General features: G+C 43.5%; 8 protein-coding genes. 4 read left to right on the top strand and 4 right to left on the bottom strand.

Features of this window, described 5'->3' with window-relative positions:
* Window positions 1-280 precede the first annotated feature (280 nt).
* From ACFQZX_RS05735 to ACFQZX_RS05720, 4 genes are all read left to right on the top strand, one after another.
* Entirely contained in the window at window positions 281-1,819 is a 1,539-nt protein-coding gene (locus ACFQZX_RS05735; RefSeq protein WP_377112425.1) for a family 43 glycosylhydrolase, read from the top strand.
* A 102-nt stretch (window positions 1,820-1,921) separates the two neighbouring features.
* The gene (locus tag ACFQZX_RS05730; protein ID WP_377112423.1) at window positions 1,922-2,830 is read left to right on the top strand and encodes an AraC family transcriptional regulator; all 909 of its coding nucleotides are present in this window, start codon (window positions 1,922-1,924) and stop codon (window positions 2,828-2,830) included.
* 210 nt (window positions 2,831-3,040) lie between these two features.
* Window positions 3,041-4,483 (top strand): arabinose isomerase, encoded by a 1,443-nt coding sequence (locus ACFQZX_RS05725; protein WP_377112421.1) that lies wholly within the window; start codon window positions 3,041-3,043, stop codon window positions 4,481-4,483.
* A 222-nt stretch (window positions 4,484-4,705) separates the two neighbouring features.
* On the top strand, window positions 4,706-4,888 hold the full coding sequence (locus ACFQZX_RS05720) for a hypothetical protein (protein WP_377112419.1): 183 nt from the start codon (window positions 4,706-4,708) through the stop codon (window positions 4,886-4,888).
* A 114-nt stretch (window positions 4,889-5,002) separates the two neighbouring features.
* Here ACFQZX_RS05720 and ACFQZX_RS05715 read toward each other — a convergent pair whose 3' ends face one another.
* From ACFQZX_RS05715 to ACFQZX_RS05700, 4 genes are all read right to left on the bottom strand, one after another.
* A complete protein-coding gene (locus tag ACFQZX_RS05715) occupies window positions 5,003-8,188 on the bottom strand; it encodes a glycoside hydrolase family 2 TIM barrel-domain containing protein (RefSeq protein WP_377112417.1) in 3,186 nt (1,061 codons plus the stop codon).
* Between the two features lie 122 nt (window positions 8,189-8,310).
* Window positions 8,311-9,636 (bottom strand): vanadium-dependent haloperoxidase, encoded by a 1,326-nt coding sequence (locus ACFQZX_RS05710; protein WP_377112415.1) that lies wholly within the window; start codon window positions 9,634-9,636, stop codon window positions 8,311-8,313.
* Complete coding sequence (locus tag ACFQZX_RS05705; protein WP_377112413.1) at window positions 9,633-12,965, bottom strand: VCBS repeat-containing protein; 3,333 nt, start codon at window positions 12,963-12,965, stop codon at window positions 9,633-9,635. Before ACFQZX_RS05705 ends, ACFQZX_RS05710 begins: the two co-directional genes overlap by 4 nt.
* An 86-nt stretch (window positions 12,966-13,051) precedes the next feature.
* A complete protein-coding gene (locus ACFQZX_RS05700; RefSeq protein WP_377112410.1) occupies window positions 13,052-14,731 on the bottom strand; it encodes a RagB/SusD family nutrient uptake outer membrane protein in 1,680 nt (559 codons plus the stop codon).
* Window positions 14,732-14,739 lie beyond the last annotated feature (8 nt).

Below are 14,739 nucleotides of genomic sequence, written 5' to 3'. Positions count from 1 at the left end.
AACAATAATTGAGGCACTCATTAAATGTAGAACCAAATTTATGATAAAAGTATTTTCAGGTGGTTAAACTTTACCAACTTACTTTTAACCTTTTTGATATAAAGTTTGGTTAAATTACCATAAAAAACCTTTACAGCTATGTAAATCCTGTTGCCCGCACCAGTTAATGATTTATCAAAAAAGACAAACAAACAACCATCCAGGACAGTGGGCTATTGCTCTCGAATTCTAACTTTGGCTGCTTAAACCTGGTTTTCCAACCATTTATTGCTTTTATAAGATGAGATTTTTTCAGACGTTCAGGCTATCATGGCTGTACATAGCTTTATCAATTTTGCTCAACTCATATATCGAAGCTTCCGGCCAGATTATAAACTTTGACAAAACAGGGCGACAAATCAGCCGTATTACCCAGGCTGGAGAAGCTATAGATGCGCATGACGGTGAAATAGCCCATTTTGATGGAGCATATTACTTATATGGAACAAGTTACGATTGCGGTTTTGAATGGGGTAACCAAGGAGCACCGTTCTGTGGCTTCAAAGTGTATTCATCCGAGGATCTTGTTACATGGACCGACCGGGGTTTCCTTTTTGATGCGCAGACGGCACTTTGGCAAGACCGGTGCGACGGTAAAACTTATGGATGTTTTCGCCCGCACGTTGTATTCAACAAACAAAACAACAATTACGTTCTGTGGATCAACGTTTATGACAATATAATTGGCTATCGAGTATTTACAAGTAAATCGCCGGTTGGTCCGTTTACTGAGGTGGCCGAGCCGAACCTCGCTGTAAATAATGATAAACCTGCCAAAGGACTTAATAATGGCGACCACGATTTATTTATTGATGACGATGGCCAGGGTTATATTGCCTATACCGACTGGCGCACAAAAGGTACAATTGTTATTGAACGATTAAGCACCGATTATTTAACAGGTACAGGAGAGTGCGTAAAAATGGTAACGCCAGGCTCTACCGAGGCCCCGGGTTTGTTTAAAAGAAAGGGGCGTTATTATTTAACCTATTCAGACCCGAATTGCGGCTATTGCTCCGGGACTGGTACTTCCTACCGCACTGCACCCACCCCTTTAGGCCCGTGGAGTGAAGGAATTTCTATCAGTGACAACTCTTGTGGCGGTCAACCATCATTTGTCTCTACTATAAAAATCAATGCAGATGAGGTTTTTTTGTATGGTAGTGACTTGTGGAATAATGCGGCAAAAAATGAAGCACTTGCAAATTACTATTGGGCACCTTTAATGTTCAATCCGGATGGGAGCATCAAACCGCTGCAGTGTGCAGAAGTATACCAGAAAACCCGGGTATTGAACCACCCTACTCCAGGATTGAAACCAGATTTGGCTGAAAACACCCCCTTTATTTCTAAACGAAAGGTTGACAAAGATGCACAAATTGCACAAACGTTTATACCTGATCGCAATGGCACGCTTAAAGAACTCATGTTGACTGTTTTTCAGAATAACCGCCCCGACAAACCCCTGGAAATAATTATATATAAATTAAACAACGGCAATATACATTCATCCACTCCATTGTTCATGAAATCGGTCTCACCGTCAAACATTGGATGGTCACCCAAAAAATTAATTATTAATCCTTTAATAAAAGTTGAAAAGAGAAACCAGTATGCTATTGTACTTAAAACCGCTTCTGCAACAGGGTATTACGGCTTTTTAGCCAGTTCAGCTAAAAATAGTGCGTTTGAGGGAGCTATGAAAGGTAACAACAGAGGCCAGGGTTTCATTGAACCAACCGATGAAGTTTTGTATTTAAGAACGACAATAAAGAAATAATTACTTAATATGCTTTATGCATTATTTTGGGCTAATAGTATATCTTAATAAAAACAAGGGAAAGCAGGAACCCTAAAATTGTATTACTCATAATGTTTGTATATGATCAATTACTACAAATATTTGCCAATAAGTGATGAAGATACGCGATGGGGACTGTCTGTGGTTAATGTCGGGTGTACACGCGTAAAAGCGGATAGCGCCTACCCTGTTTCTGATCATCCCGGCCACCATAAATTTAACTGGAAAAAAGGAAGGGTATTAAATGAGTACCAAATAATTTACATTACAGCAGGTAAAGGAATTTTTGAATCTGACAGCACAGGTGTTGTAGATGTTCGGGCCGGGACTATCATCCTGCTGTTTCCAAACGAGCGGCATCGGTATAAACCGAGCACTGCTACCGGCTGGGACGAGTACTGGATAGGATTAAAAGGTGAAATTATAGACAGGCTGATTTCACATGGTTTTTTCAAAAGGGAATCTCCCTGTTTGTTTATTGGATATAACGAAAGGGCCTTCGATCTTTTTAATTACATTATTGAGCAAACTAAAACTGAAAACCCCGGTTACCAGCCCGACATTTCAGGTGCTGCGCTTTCACTTTTAGGCAGCTGCCATGCAATTATAAGGCAAGGTGCCATAGCTGTGGATATTAAAAACCCCATCATTCATAAGGCTCTTTTACTTTTTAGATCCAATATAAATGAAGATTTTTCGCCTGAAATAGCTGCTGATCAATTACAGGTTGGTTATTCGTGGTTTCGTAAAGCATTTAAGGCACATACAGGCCTTTCGCCGGGGCAATATTTCCTACAATTAAAGATTGAGCGTGCAAAAAGTCTTTTAGGTGATCCGTCTTTGTCGACCAAATGGATTGCAAATGATTTACGGTTTGAGTCCTATTTCTACTTCTGCCGGCTCTTTAAAAACAGAACCGGTATCACACCATTAGAATATCGTAAACAGTTAAACAAATCGGCTGCTTTTGAAAGCGACCGCAATGATTAATATTCTCCAAAGTTTTACTACATACATCAACAATTCAAATTAAATCAAAAACGATAAATCAATTGTCAAATAGCTCACAATTGAACAAGAAAACCAACCTATTTTGGCAGGTTTAGATAGTCATTTCATTACCAGATGAATTTTAAAATCTGAAATCCTTTTTAAAAAAATTTTATACATACTGATTGTAATTATAACAGGATAGTTTATATGGAAAAAAAATATTTAGATAAGCCGGCACTTAAGGTGGGGTTGTTTGGGATTGGCTTAAATACCTATTGGCAACAGTTTCCGGGTTTGAAAGATCGTTTATCGGGTTACCTTGAAACGGCATTCGCACATCTGGGTAAATTTGGAGCAGAAATAATTAACGCAGGCCTTATCGATGATGCCCATAAAGCCTTTCAGGCCGGGATTGACTTTAGAAGTGCAAACGTCGACCTCGTTTTCTTGTACGCAACCACTTATGCATTATCGTCTACAGTTTTACCCGTTGTCAGAAAAATTAAAGTGCCGGTTATTATATTAAACCTTAGTCCGGAGGCTGCTATTGATTATAACACTTTCAACCAGCTTCAGGATCGCGCAAGCATGACCGCGGAATGGCTGGCTTATTGTGGCAGTTGCCCTGTACCCGAAGTTGCAAGCGTGCTAAAAAGTGCGGGTATTCCGTTTCATCAAATTACCGGAACATTAAATGATATACAAGTGTGGCAGAAAGCGGGAGAATGGATTGAAGCCGCAAATGTTGCTCATGTCATGTCAACAAATGTTATGGGGCTTATGGGTAATTACTATTCCGGAATGTTGGATATATACTCAAATTTGCGTCTTCAGTGTACAACATTTGGTGGCCATATAGAAATTATAGAAGTTGATGAACTAACAGGTATAAGAGAAAATGTGACCAGGGAGGAAACAGTTAGTAAAATGACCGAATTTGAAAGAGTATTTCAAATTGAGCCAGATTGCGTTTCAACTGAATTGACACGAGCTGCAGTTACTGCTGTGGCGTTAGACAAGTTGATTGAGAAATACCAGTTAGGTTCATTAGCTTATTACCAAAAAGGCGTAGGCGTAAAAGCTAATGAGGATACCATGAGTTCTGTTATACTTGGGAATTCCATGCTCACTGCCAGGGGGGTTCCAGTTGCAGGAGAATACGAGGTAAAAAACGTGCAGGCGATGAAAATTATGGATATTTTTGGTGCAGGTGGCTCATTTACTGAATATTATGCAATGGATTTTAACGATAACGTTGTATTGATGGGTCATGATGGCCCTTGTCACCCCAGCATAGCCGAAGGTAAGGTAAAGGTTAAACCCTTACAGTTGTATCATGGAAAAGTTGGTCAGGGCCTTTCAGTAGAAATGTCGGTGGCTCACGGAAAGGTAACGTTGCTATCTGTCGTTGAAACAGCTGAAGGAAAACTGATATTTTTAGTAGCTGAAGCTGAAAGCGTGCCCGGTCCAATTCTTGAAATAGGTAATACAAATAGCCGCTACCGTTTTCCTATTGGTGCAGTAGAGTTTGTTGAAAAATGGAATGAACAAGGCCCGGCGCACCATTGCGCAGTAGGAAAAGGCCATATAGCCTCAAAAATCATGAAATTGGGAGATTTACTTGGTATTAAAACACTGGTGATCTGTTAAAATACACTTCACATTTTATGATAACTGCGTCCTCTTTTAATTTATGGCAAGCGCAATGAAATCAACAAATTACAACAACAAATCCATCCAGCTTATATCTAAACCGGGGTACGTAAAGTGCTTGGTGCCAGCATCCGCCAGATAGTAACCGAACTTTCAAAAGACTTCCTAAAACTGGTGATAATAGCCGCAATAATAGCCTTACCTGTGGCATGGTAAGCCATGAATCAATGGCTGCTTGATTTTGCTTTCAGAATCAGCGTGCAATGGTGGGTGCTGCTGATGGCAGGCATAGTTGCTATCATGATAGCCTTTGCAACTATTAGCTATCAATCTGTAAGAGCAGCTTTGGCAAATCCAGTCAAGTTTGCGAAGCGAATAAAAACAAACAACAGGATTGATTAGAAGTGTTGTTCAATTCCCTTTACCTATGAATAGGTATATGGACCTAAAAACAGGGAGGCCGCTCTTAGTCAGAGCGGCCTCTATTGCATTGCTGGTATAGATATAGATTACATCTTAAAGGTTGATATCATAGCTAAATTTGGTATGATTACCATAAACACGATATTGTTCCAACGGTCTTGGCCCGCAGCCGTTAGACCCCACGCCTAAAGTTTTATGACTGATAGTCAATACGGTACATTTACTTTCCGGCAGATCAATCTTGTATGCCACAGGCGCCATTTCTTCATCAGTGTACGGAAGTGCAGAAACTTGCATTAAAGCCGTATCTGCGGTGATATTGATCTTCATACCGGCATTTCCGCGTAAATTTGCCCATCTAACATCTTCGTGGTTACCACATTCCATTGGTTTCTCGTAAGGCGTAAGTTGCTGGCTGACGGTACTAACATAATGGCCGATATCAGCGCCGCTTTTACGGTCGCCATAGTTTTCCATCGGGCCCCTTCCATAGTAATCAAACTTGTCCAGTTGTTTGTTCAAAAGCATGCGGACACCCATCCTTGCAAGCGCGATTGAGGAATCGCTGGTACTTACCTCATTGATTACATGGATCTGGCCGGAGCTGTTTACTATATAAATCGCTTTATGATCTACTTTGAAGTTTTGACGTCCGGTAGCAGATAGATTTGCAACAATCCGGACCCCATCATTGCCCTGGCTATAAGTAGCCGAGTTAACCTTCCATTTAAGCTCTGTAATCCCTTTTCTTTCCCAGTTCTGGTAAGCCCACATATCATCTATCTGGTGTGGGGCACGCCATAAGTGTAAGCGCGGCCCGCCATTTTCCGTTAACAGGTTTTGGCCATTCTCCTCAAGTTTCACAAAGGTGCCTTGCGATTTATCAAATACAACGGTAAATGCATTTCCGCGTATAGTGATCAACCGGCCGTCGTCTGAGGTTTTTAATATCCCCTTTGCAGATTTTACTTTAACGGCCATTCTTGCATTCGGAATGACTATCTGTTGTTCTGCAACTTCAAAACCTGCAGGAGCCCAGCTTTGTGCCGTCTTAAGATGAAAAGAGAGCCTGATAAAATATTCCTTACCCGGCTTAGTTTTAAACTTAAACGGAATGTGCAAAGTTTTCTCGGCCCCTGCTGTCAAATCGCCGGGGTTAAATATCCCGGTTGCTACCTGGTCACCATTTTCTATAATTGACCATTTGCCTGCAAAATCGCTAAGGTTTGTAAACTGATAGCGGTTCTTGATTCTAAAGTCACCTTTAAGCACATCAGCGGGGCCAATTGTCACCCACTGATAGGCGTGCTTTAATTCAGGATAATGCGGTTTTACAGAACGGTCGGAGAAAACGACACCTTTATGAATAAAGTAATGATCATTAGGATACTCGCCAAAGCCGCCCCCATATGCAGTAATGTGATGCTTTGGATCACGATCGTTATAAATACCCTGGTCCTGCCATTCCCAGATAGCTCCACCCATTAAAGACGGGTACTTGTCAAAAAGATCATTATAAAGGTCGACAGAGCCCATCGAATTGAACATTGCATGCGCGTATTCGCACAGGTAAAAAGGTTTGGTAAGTTTATCGTCTTTAGCATTCTTTTCTACATCTCCCAGTTGGGTGTACATCTCACTATCAATATCAGCCGGGTTTTGGGCTCCTATACCAAACCCCTGGTAATGAGTGGGCCGGGATGAATCGATCGATTTAATTACTTCGAGGATAGCCCTGAAGTTTGAACCGCCGGAACCACATTCATTTCCAAGCGACCAAATAACAACCGAAGGATGGTTTTTAAAATTCTCCACATTTGCACGGTTCCGATCAATAAGCGCTGCTTTGATCCTCGGTTCTTCATTGAATTCATCCCATGCGCCGTGACTCTCCACATTGGCTTCAGCTACCAAATATATTCCGTACTCATCACAAAGCTCATACCAGCGCGGGTCATCTGAATAGTGACAGGTACGCACATGATTGCAATTGGCTTGTTTGATAAGGATAATATCCCTGATCATTTGCTCTTCCGTAATTGCATGCCCGTCATCCGGCCAGTTCTCGTGCCTGTTAACACCTTTTAACTTCACCGGGACACCATTTACCATAAAAATACGTCCTTTGATCTCAACCTGCCTAAAGCCAGTCTTGGCAGAAATGCGCTCAACATCGCTACTGCCGCTCTTAAGTGTTAGTACAGTAGTATATAATTTAGGGGTTTCGGCGGTCCATTTCTGAGGATCGTTAACCGGTATATCAGCACCGATCACAATTTCTTCCCCGGGCTTTATTGAAGGAACATCCTTTACGGCACTGATGCCCTTAACCGGGTTGTTACCGTCATAAAGATCAATTGTTAGCTTGCGGGCAGCTGTAGGTTTAACGCCATAGTTCCTGATCTTAGCGCTTACATGCAGCGTGGCGTTGCGAAATTGATCATCAAAAGTAGTTTTTATGAAATAATCACGAATGTGTTCCTCCGGCGCGCTCCATAACGTGACATTCCTGAAAATTCCGCTTAACCGGAACATATCCTGATCTTCAAGATAGCTGCCTGTTGTAAACCGGTAAACTTCAACCGCAACCATGTTGTTCCCCGGCTTAACAAATTTTGTGATGTCAAACTCAGCCGCGTTCCTGCTATTAACGCTATATCCTACTTTCTTGCCGTTAACCCACAGGAAAAATCCAGCGTCGACACCATCAAAGGTCAAGAAAACATGACGCCCGTCCCAGTCAGCAGGGATTTCAAAATTCCTGCGGTAACTTCCTACAGGGTTCCTCTCCTGGTAGGCAGTAAAATTCACCGGCGGCGTACTCATTACTTTTGGAAAGTCTTTTTGAAAAATGTAATTGTAGTTGCTGTAATAAGGTGTGCCGTAACCTTCAATCTGCCAGCATGAAGGCACCTTGATGTCCTTCCAACCCGATACGTCATAACTGGTTTTGTAAAAATCAACAGGGCGCTTCTGAGGCCAGTCCACCCAATTAAACTTCCATAATCCGTTAAGGCTGCGTGCATAGGATGAGGCGGACCTTTTTGCGGCTAAGGCTTCTTGTAGCGTAGCATACGGCATAAGCGTAGCATGATCCGGTTCTTTATTGATGCCAATGCATTCGGGGTCTTCAATCTCTTTTGGCACTGATGCGGTGTCAGATACTGAAAACAAATGATTGACACCTGCAGATTGGCCCTGAACGCTGTAACCGGTTGCCAGGTATGCAAGGCATATCATTACACATTTAAAAATTTTGTCACGTAGAATATTGCTCATAAATAGCGTAAGTTGAATAAAGTAATCCTGTTCTGGCTGCAAAGAAGCAATAATTTTTCAATTGGCAAATTGACACATTGTACATTATTATATCCTAAATGTACTTAAACAAACAGATGCGATTATAATTTTCTTCCCAGCCGGAACTTATCCGCCACGCGGTCACCAACTTTTTTTCCTTGTATTAACCCTTCTTCAATAGCATCCATGAAATGTATGCCACCGTAAAATCGAGACAATGCGGCTTCCCTTGCGGCCTGATCAAAAGAATTAAACCTGCGCGGCGGTATCCCATAACTGGATTCTACACTATCGGTAAAGCCATAATGATCTCCGAAAAACCGGGAAAGAATATTAGCCGACACTGCCGAAATAACCGAATGTCCGCTAACATACTCCGGAAATGGGGGTGTCTGCAGAAAAGGCTTCCAGGACCGGTCCAGATAATCTCTAATTGCCGTTTCGGGACGGATGCGGTTAGTTTTATACTTACTGTCCCAGCAACTGATGAACCCATCGGTCAGTGCGACCGATAGGATTGTATGAATTTGCAAAGCCTTAACAAAACCTGTTTTTTGCTGAAGACAAGCTATGGAACATATCCCCATCCAATGCGCACCGGGGCTGATCTTTTTTAAGCCTACAAGCATATGCCCGGCTGCTTTCACGGCAAAGGGATTACAATCCCAGAAATTTGCTGCGTCTATTTCTTCCCGGGAGAGATCATCAGCGCCCTTTTTTTGGCTTTCCAACATCTGTTTGTAAAACGAAGATGTTTTATTTAATGAAAACGGCACCGGATTACCAGTAAAGAACTGACTGGCAGAATCGAGAGTGAACGGCCGGACTGTATAAAAATAAGGTTCAACCGGTGCCATGTACGATGGAGGTGTGGGGTTCCACATACCCGGTTTTAAACCTGGAGTATATCTTTGGTAATTACTTATTTTTACATACCCGTCATGCTTGGCGTAGTTTAATACAGCTTTACTGACCAGGTTGGCATAAGCCATTGAACCACTTATTACAGCATCCGAAAAACCAACGGACCGACATGAATCTACGAACCGGTCTTCATCCTTTTTTAATATATAGCCCGAGGGCTGCAGAGCTTCCGCGGTCCTGTAAATAGCAAGCGTAGCGCTAAGGTAAACATCGTAAGTCTGTATTCCCCCAGGCTTTGCAATAACAGGAAATTCGTTTAACACGCCTTTCATTGATGCTAAGCCCTTTTTCTGAACAACTACCTCATAACCGGCAAGGCAGGCATAAGCGTAAAACCTGGCGGCAAGCGGTGGGTTTGTTACATCATGAACCATAACGGCGGTCATTTGGTTGATTACCCTCGTAACCGAACGTTCACTAAGCTTTATGTTAATACCACGCTTAACGCATGCGTTTGATATAAGAAGCAGCATAGCCGCTATGATGATACAGCGTCTTTTCATCGCACACTCTGTTTATAAGCCACCACTCCCTTTCCGTTTACTCCGAACAACATATCCTTACCAATCATGACTGCGCTACGTATGTCGCCGGTAATATTCAACCCCGATCTGGTTTGATCGACGTAGCTAACGTTCCCGGATCTATCGCACTGCAACAGCACGCCATAGCTGGCGTCATACCGCCCAAAATGAATCCGCTCTTTTGTGATATTGCCGCCCAGAATGATGTTAGAAAATCCACCCTTAACGCCAACATCAGTGATGGTATAAACGGGCGAAAATTGTGCCTGCGGCGGCAATACCGCTTTCTTTAAACGGCCTGTCTTGTCGCCGAAAAATAAACTTGTCTCCAGACAATTAGCTACCAGGTGCCCTGATGAGCGGATCTCTGCCGGCGTAAAAATATCGTTTATGGTAGCATCGGCGTAACTTTTATAATCCGGAAACCGCGCCCTCATTTTACTGATCTGATCAAGCAACTCGTCCCTGGTAACACATGGGTAACTTTTGTGCTGAATGTAAAAACAAAGGATAGGGTCTACCGACCCATTGCCATCATAATCCCGGTAATACATTTCTGCAGGTTCCTTGTCTGAAGCTTTGCATTGGGAGTTTGTCCCGAGATTGCCAACAAAAAAATCCGTATAACCATCATTATTAAAGTCACCCACATTAAGCACATTCCACCACCCGCTGTATTTTTTGTCGAAATACCGCATCGTATTATCTACCAGTTTTGTTCCTGTGTTAATCAGTATTGTAATTGGCATCCAGTCGCCAACGATCACCAGGTCGGGCCGGCCATCATGATTGATGTCGGCAAAAGCAGCGTCGGTAACCATACCTATCCGGCTTAATCCCTCGGCATATTTTTGGGTGAGGTCAATAAAATGGCCCCTCCCATCATTGATGAGCAAAAAGCTTTGCGGAGTTTCCGGATACCTTCCTGGTATAATCCTTCCTCCTACAAAAATATCAGGGTGGCCGTCACCATTAATATCGGCTACCTTCACACACCCTTTACTTCCCGGCAAACGCGGCAGAGCGCCTGCTGCCAGCCTGAAACGGCCATTACCAGTGTTTAAGTACAATCGGTCCTGTAACCGAGGGTCGTCTGAAGCAAGATCGCCATAACCACCTGCGGCAACATACAGGTCCTTTTTACCATCCCCGTTTGCATCAAAAAATATGGCGGAAGCATCTGTGCTGCCTGAAGCAGGGCCGAACGCAGGCTGTACCTGCAATTCGAACCGCTGATTTGTTTTCTGGATGTAAACAGCGCCAAGCACACCCTGATCCGCCCCCACATAAATGTCTTCAAGCCCATCGCCGTTGACGTCTCCTTTAGCCATACAGGGGCCGGAAAATGATAATGGGTTAACCAGCAATGGCTGCCTTTTATAATCATTTACAGGCGCACCTGTGTAATGGATCTTGATTGGAGACTCCTTTTCTCTGAAGATTGCCTTGGGTGATGTTGTAGGGCGAATAATGCCGACCGCTTTTGATTCATCAAGCACCACCCGGCAATCGGCCTGCAGGTTCTTTAGTATTTGTGTTTTTCCGCGCTGCCATATGATCCTTAGCGAATCAACCACAGTTTGCCGGCCTAACCCGAAATGCAAAACCGGCGAAACGCTGGACTGATAACCCCGTGCAGGCATCTGTTCCAGATACTGCCTGTTGTTTCCGCAATACAGTATAACCTTGGCACCAATTCCCTGTGTATTTTTATCGCCCCCTTTTAAAACACAGTTGAGGTAATGGTTTTTGCTGACACTCGCAGAGCAGTTCCTGTAAATGAATGCAGGTTTATTGATATTATTCACAATGATATCCAACGTCCCGTCATTGTCAAGGTCTGCGTAAGCGGCACCATTGCTGTTTGATGGTTCAGAGGTTAGCCAACGTTCACTCATATTGCTGAACCCTCTTCCCTGCTCATTTTTAAAAAAATAATTTTTGACGTTTGACTGCGGCATTTGGCTTACCAGTTTAAGCAGATCTTCCTTGATTACCTTTCTGTTGAGCAACTGATCACCGGCAAATTTCAGAAAGTCCATATTTGTATAATCTCTGGTATAGCCGTTTGAAACGAAGATATCCTTCCAGCCGTCGTTATCATAATCCGCAATCAGCGGTGCCCAACTCCAGTCGGTATTTGAAATGCTCATTTGCTGGCCGGCTTCACTAAAGGTAGCGTTACCGTTGTTCAACTGCAGCATATTGCGCATGTATTGGTAATGAAAGCCCGACCGAAGGTTCAAATCAAATGCTTCATAGTTATCGGCGCCGAATAAAAGTTTTTGACGCTGGTTATCTTCCGGAAGCATATCAAGTGTATAAATATCCGGCTTCAGGTCATTGTTGATATCTGCCACATCGTTACCCATAGAATAAAAAGATGTGTGACCGATCTGTTGCCGTAACTGATCGCTGAATTTGCCGTTACCTTCATTAATGTATAATCTGTCAGGAACGTTATAATCGTTAGATACGTAAATATCGGGCAAGCCATCGCCGTTGATATCCGATATCCCGGCCGCAAGACCATAGGATAATGTCGTATTCAGGATACCCGAACTAAGTGTAACATCAGTGAAGCGGCCATTACGATTATTCAAAAGCCGTAAGCCCGACTGATCGTCATGTTGTGCTATCAGCGCGGAAACGGTCGAAACATCAGCGATATTCAACCGCTCAATATTATGGTTTACCAACAGCAGATCTAAATCACCATCAAGATCATAGTCAAAAAAGTAACCCTGGGTAGCGTACGATGCGAAGTCAAGACCGTATTCGGTAGCGCTTTCTTTGAACCGCGGGATCCCGGTCGCATCATTGCCCTGATTGATCCAAAGTTGCAGGATTCTTTTGCCAGGTCTGAGGTGCCCCGAATAACATAAAAAAATATCCAGCCGGCCGTCACCGTTGATGTCTACCAAAGTCACGCCTGTTTTCCAGGGACCGGAACGACCGCCCATCCCTGCTTTTTCTGTAACATCGGTAAAATGCATTTGCCCTTTGTTGATGTACAGTTTATTATCGATCATATTGCCCGAAAAGTAAATATCTTCAAGCCCGTCGCCATTTAGGTCACCCGCCGCAACACCTCCCCCATTGTAAAAATACTGGTAAAGCAATACGTTGGTATTAAGCCCTTCGGTTAATGTGTTCGAAAAATCAATCCCTGTTTTTGATGACGGCAGAAGCTCAAATAAACCACCCCCACTTTTCGCACCGGCAGGTGCGTTACTGCAACCAAACCATTGGTATATATTTGAGGCAAGTATAAATATTAAGATAAAACGTCTGTATTTCGGGTTCATATTACAGCAATGTGGTGCAGTTTTATATTAAAAAAGCACGATCCCGCCAATCGCGGGACCGTGCAACCAATCAACCATTCCGGATCTTAATACCCGGGATTTTGCTTAAGCTTACTGTTTTGCTCAACCACCGCTTGCGGTATCGGAAGCCAGTTCATGTGCTCAGAAAAAGAATTTTTAAAGATCTGTACCGGTGTATAGATCAACTTCTTGGTACTGCCATCAATCGTGATCCTCATACCATATTCAGGAGCATTCAATACCGCCGGGCCTTTAGTAGTAATATCCCAACGCCGTATATCGTACCAACGTTTATCTTCAAAGGCCAGTTCAACGCGGCGTTCGCGGCGAATTATCGTTCGCATATCAGCCTGCGACAGGCCTTGTGTAACCGGTGGCAGGGAAACGCGCGCCCTTACCTGATTTACTGCATCATATACCGATTGGTCTGGCCCGGCTGCTTCGTTTTGTGCTTCTGCATAACTCAGCAACACTTCAGCATACCTAAAAATTATGTAGTTGGATGTGCCCGGCGATATGCCCAAACTGGTCTGTCCGTTGATCGACTCATCAAGCGTTTTTTTACCGTTATATCCCGTATTAGAAATATCACTTGATGAACCAAGATCTATCTGGTTGTTTCCGCCGGTCCTGGATTGCCAGATGTCACCCTGCCAGGTAGAACCGTCGTATACAATGGATTCATAGAATCGCTTTTCGCGGTTGGCATAAGGGTTCTGAGGGTCATATCCTGATGCCGGATCTGTGATCGGCCTGCCATTATCCATTTCGTAATCATCCACCAGGTTTTGTGTAGGGGCCAGATTTCCCCAGGCCTGCTGCCCGCCGTTAACGATCACCGGCCCGAGTATCCCTTCTTTCTTGTGCCCTTTGTTTGGTGCCGCATAACCGCGCGCAAATATCGTCTCGCTGTTCCAGTTGTTTGCCGCTAAGAACTGTCCGTTATATTCAGCAAAAAGTGAATATTGTTTGGAGTTGATCACTTGCAGATTAGTAGCTGCAGCTTTAGCCCATTTGGCGGCATCATTAGACGGATTAGATAACGGGCTTGCTGCAAACAGTTCAACCCACCCTTTCAGCGTCAAGGCGGCCCCTTTTGTTGCCCTGCCAGATTGCGAAGCCTTTTCGGGCAGAACGGCGGCAGCTGCGTCGCAGTCGGCTTCAATAAACGCCAGCGTTTCATCAGCTGTGCTGCGCTCTACAAAAATATCTGAGCCATCGCTGTTATTTAACGGGGTTTTAATTATCGGCAGCCCGCCGTAGTTAGTGTATAAGATGGAATAGAAAAACGCACGCAAAAAAGTAACCTCTGCCACACGTTGTTTATACCATTCATCAGAAAAGTTTGCTTTGTTCTTTTCGGCTTGCTGAAGGAACAGGTTACATTTCCGGATGTGCTGAAATTGTGTAGCCCAGTCAAAAGAGCCAGCAGGCCCTCCGGGTACATTAGTTGGGTTGATGCCGTTGGCCCTGACGGTTGTCTGCCCGGTCATCCAGGCTGCACCAACAAAATCATTATCAGTATACTGATCTGAGTTCTGCGTTTCATTGTTAATATCCGGCAACTGGTTGTAAACATCATTCACAAACAGGTCGGCATTTGATTCAGAACTGAAAGTGGAAGCATCTGTCAGCGAACCTTTAGGAGGTACGTTCAGAAAATCGTCTTTTTTACAAGCTGAAATGCTCACAATAAGCAACAACGTGACGAAAAGAGAGGAATGAATTAAATATTTCTTTTTCATGTTTTGTT

Source organism: Mucilaginibacter litoreus (assembly GCF_042676805.1).
Classification (GTDB): Bacteria; Bacteroidota; Bacteroidia; order Sphingobacteriales; family Sphingobacteriaceae; genus Mucilaginibacter; species Mucilaginibacter litoreus.
Note: the sequence above shows the minus strand (reverse complement) of the source record. Positions and strands in the feature narration are given on the sequence as shown.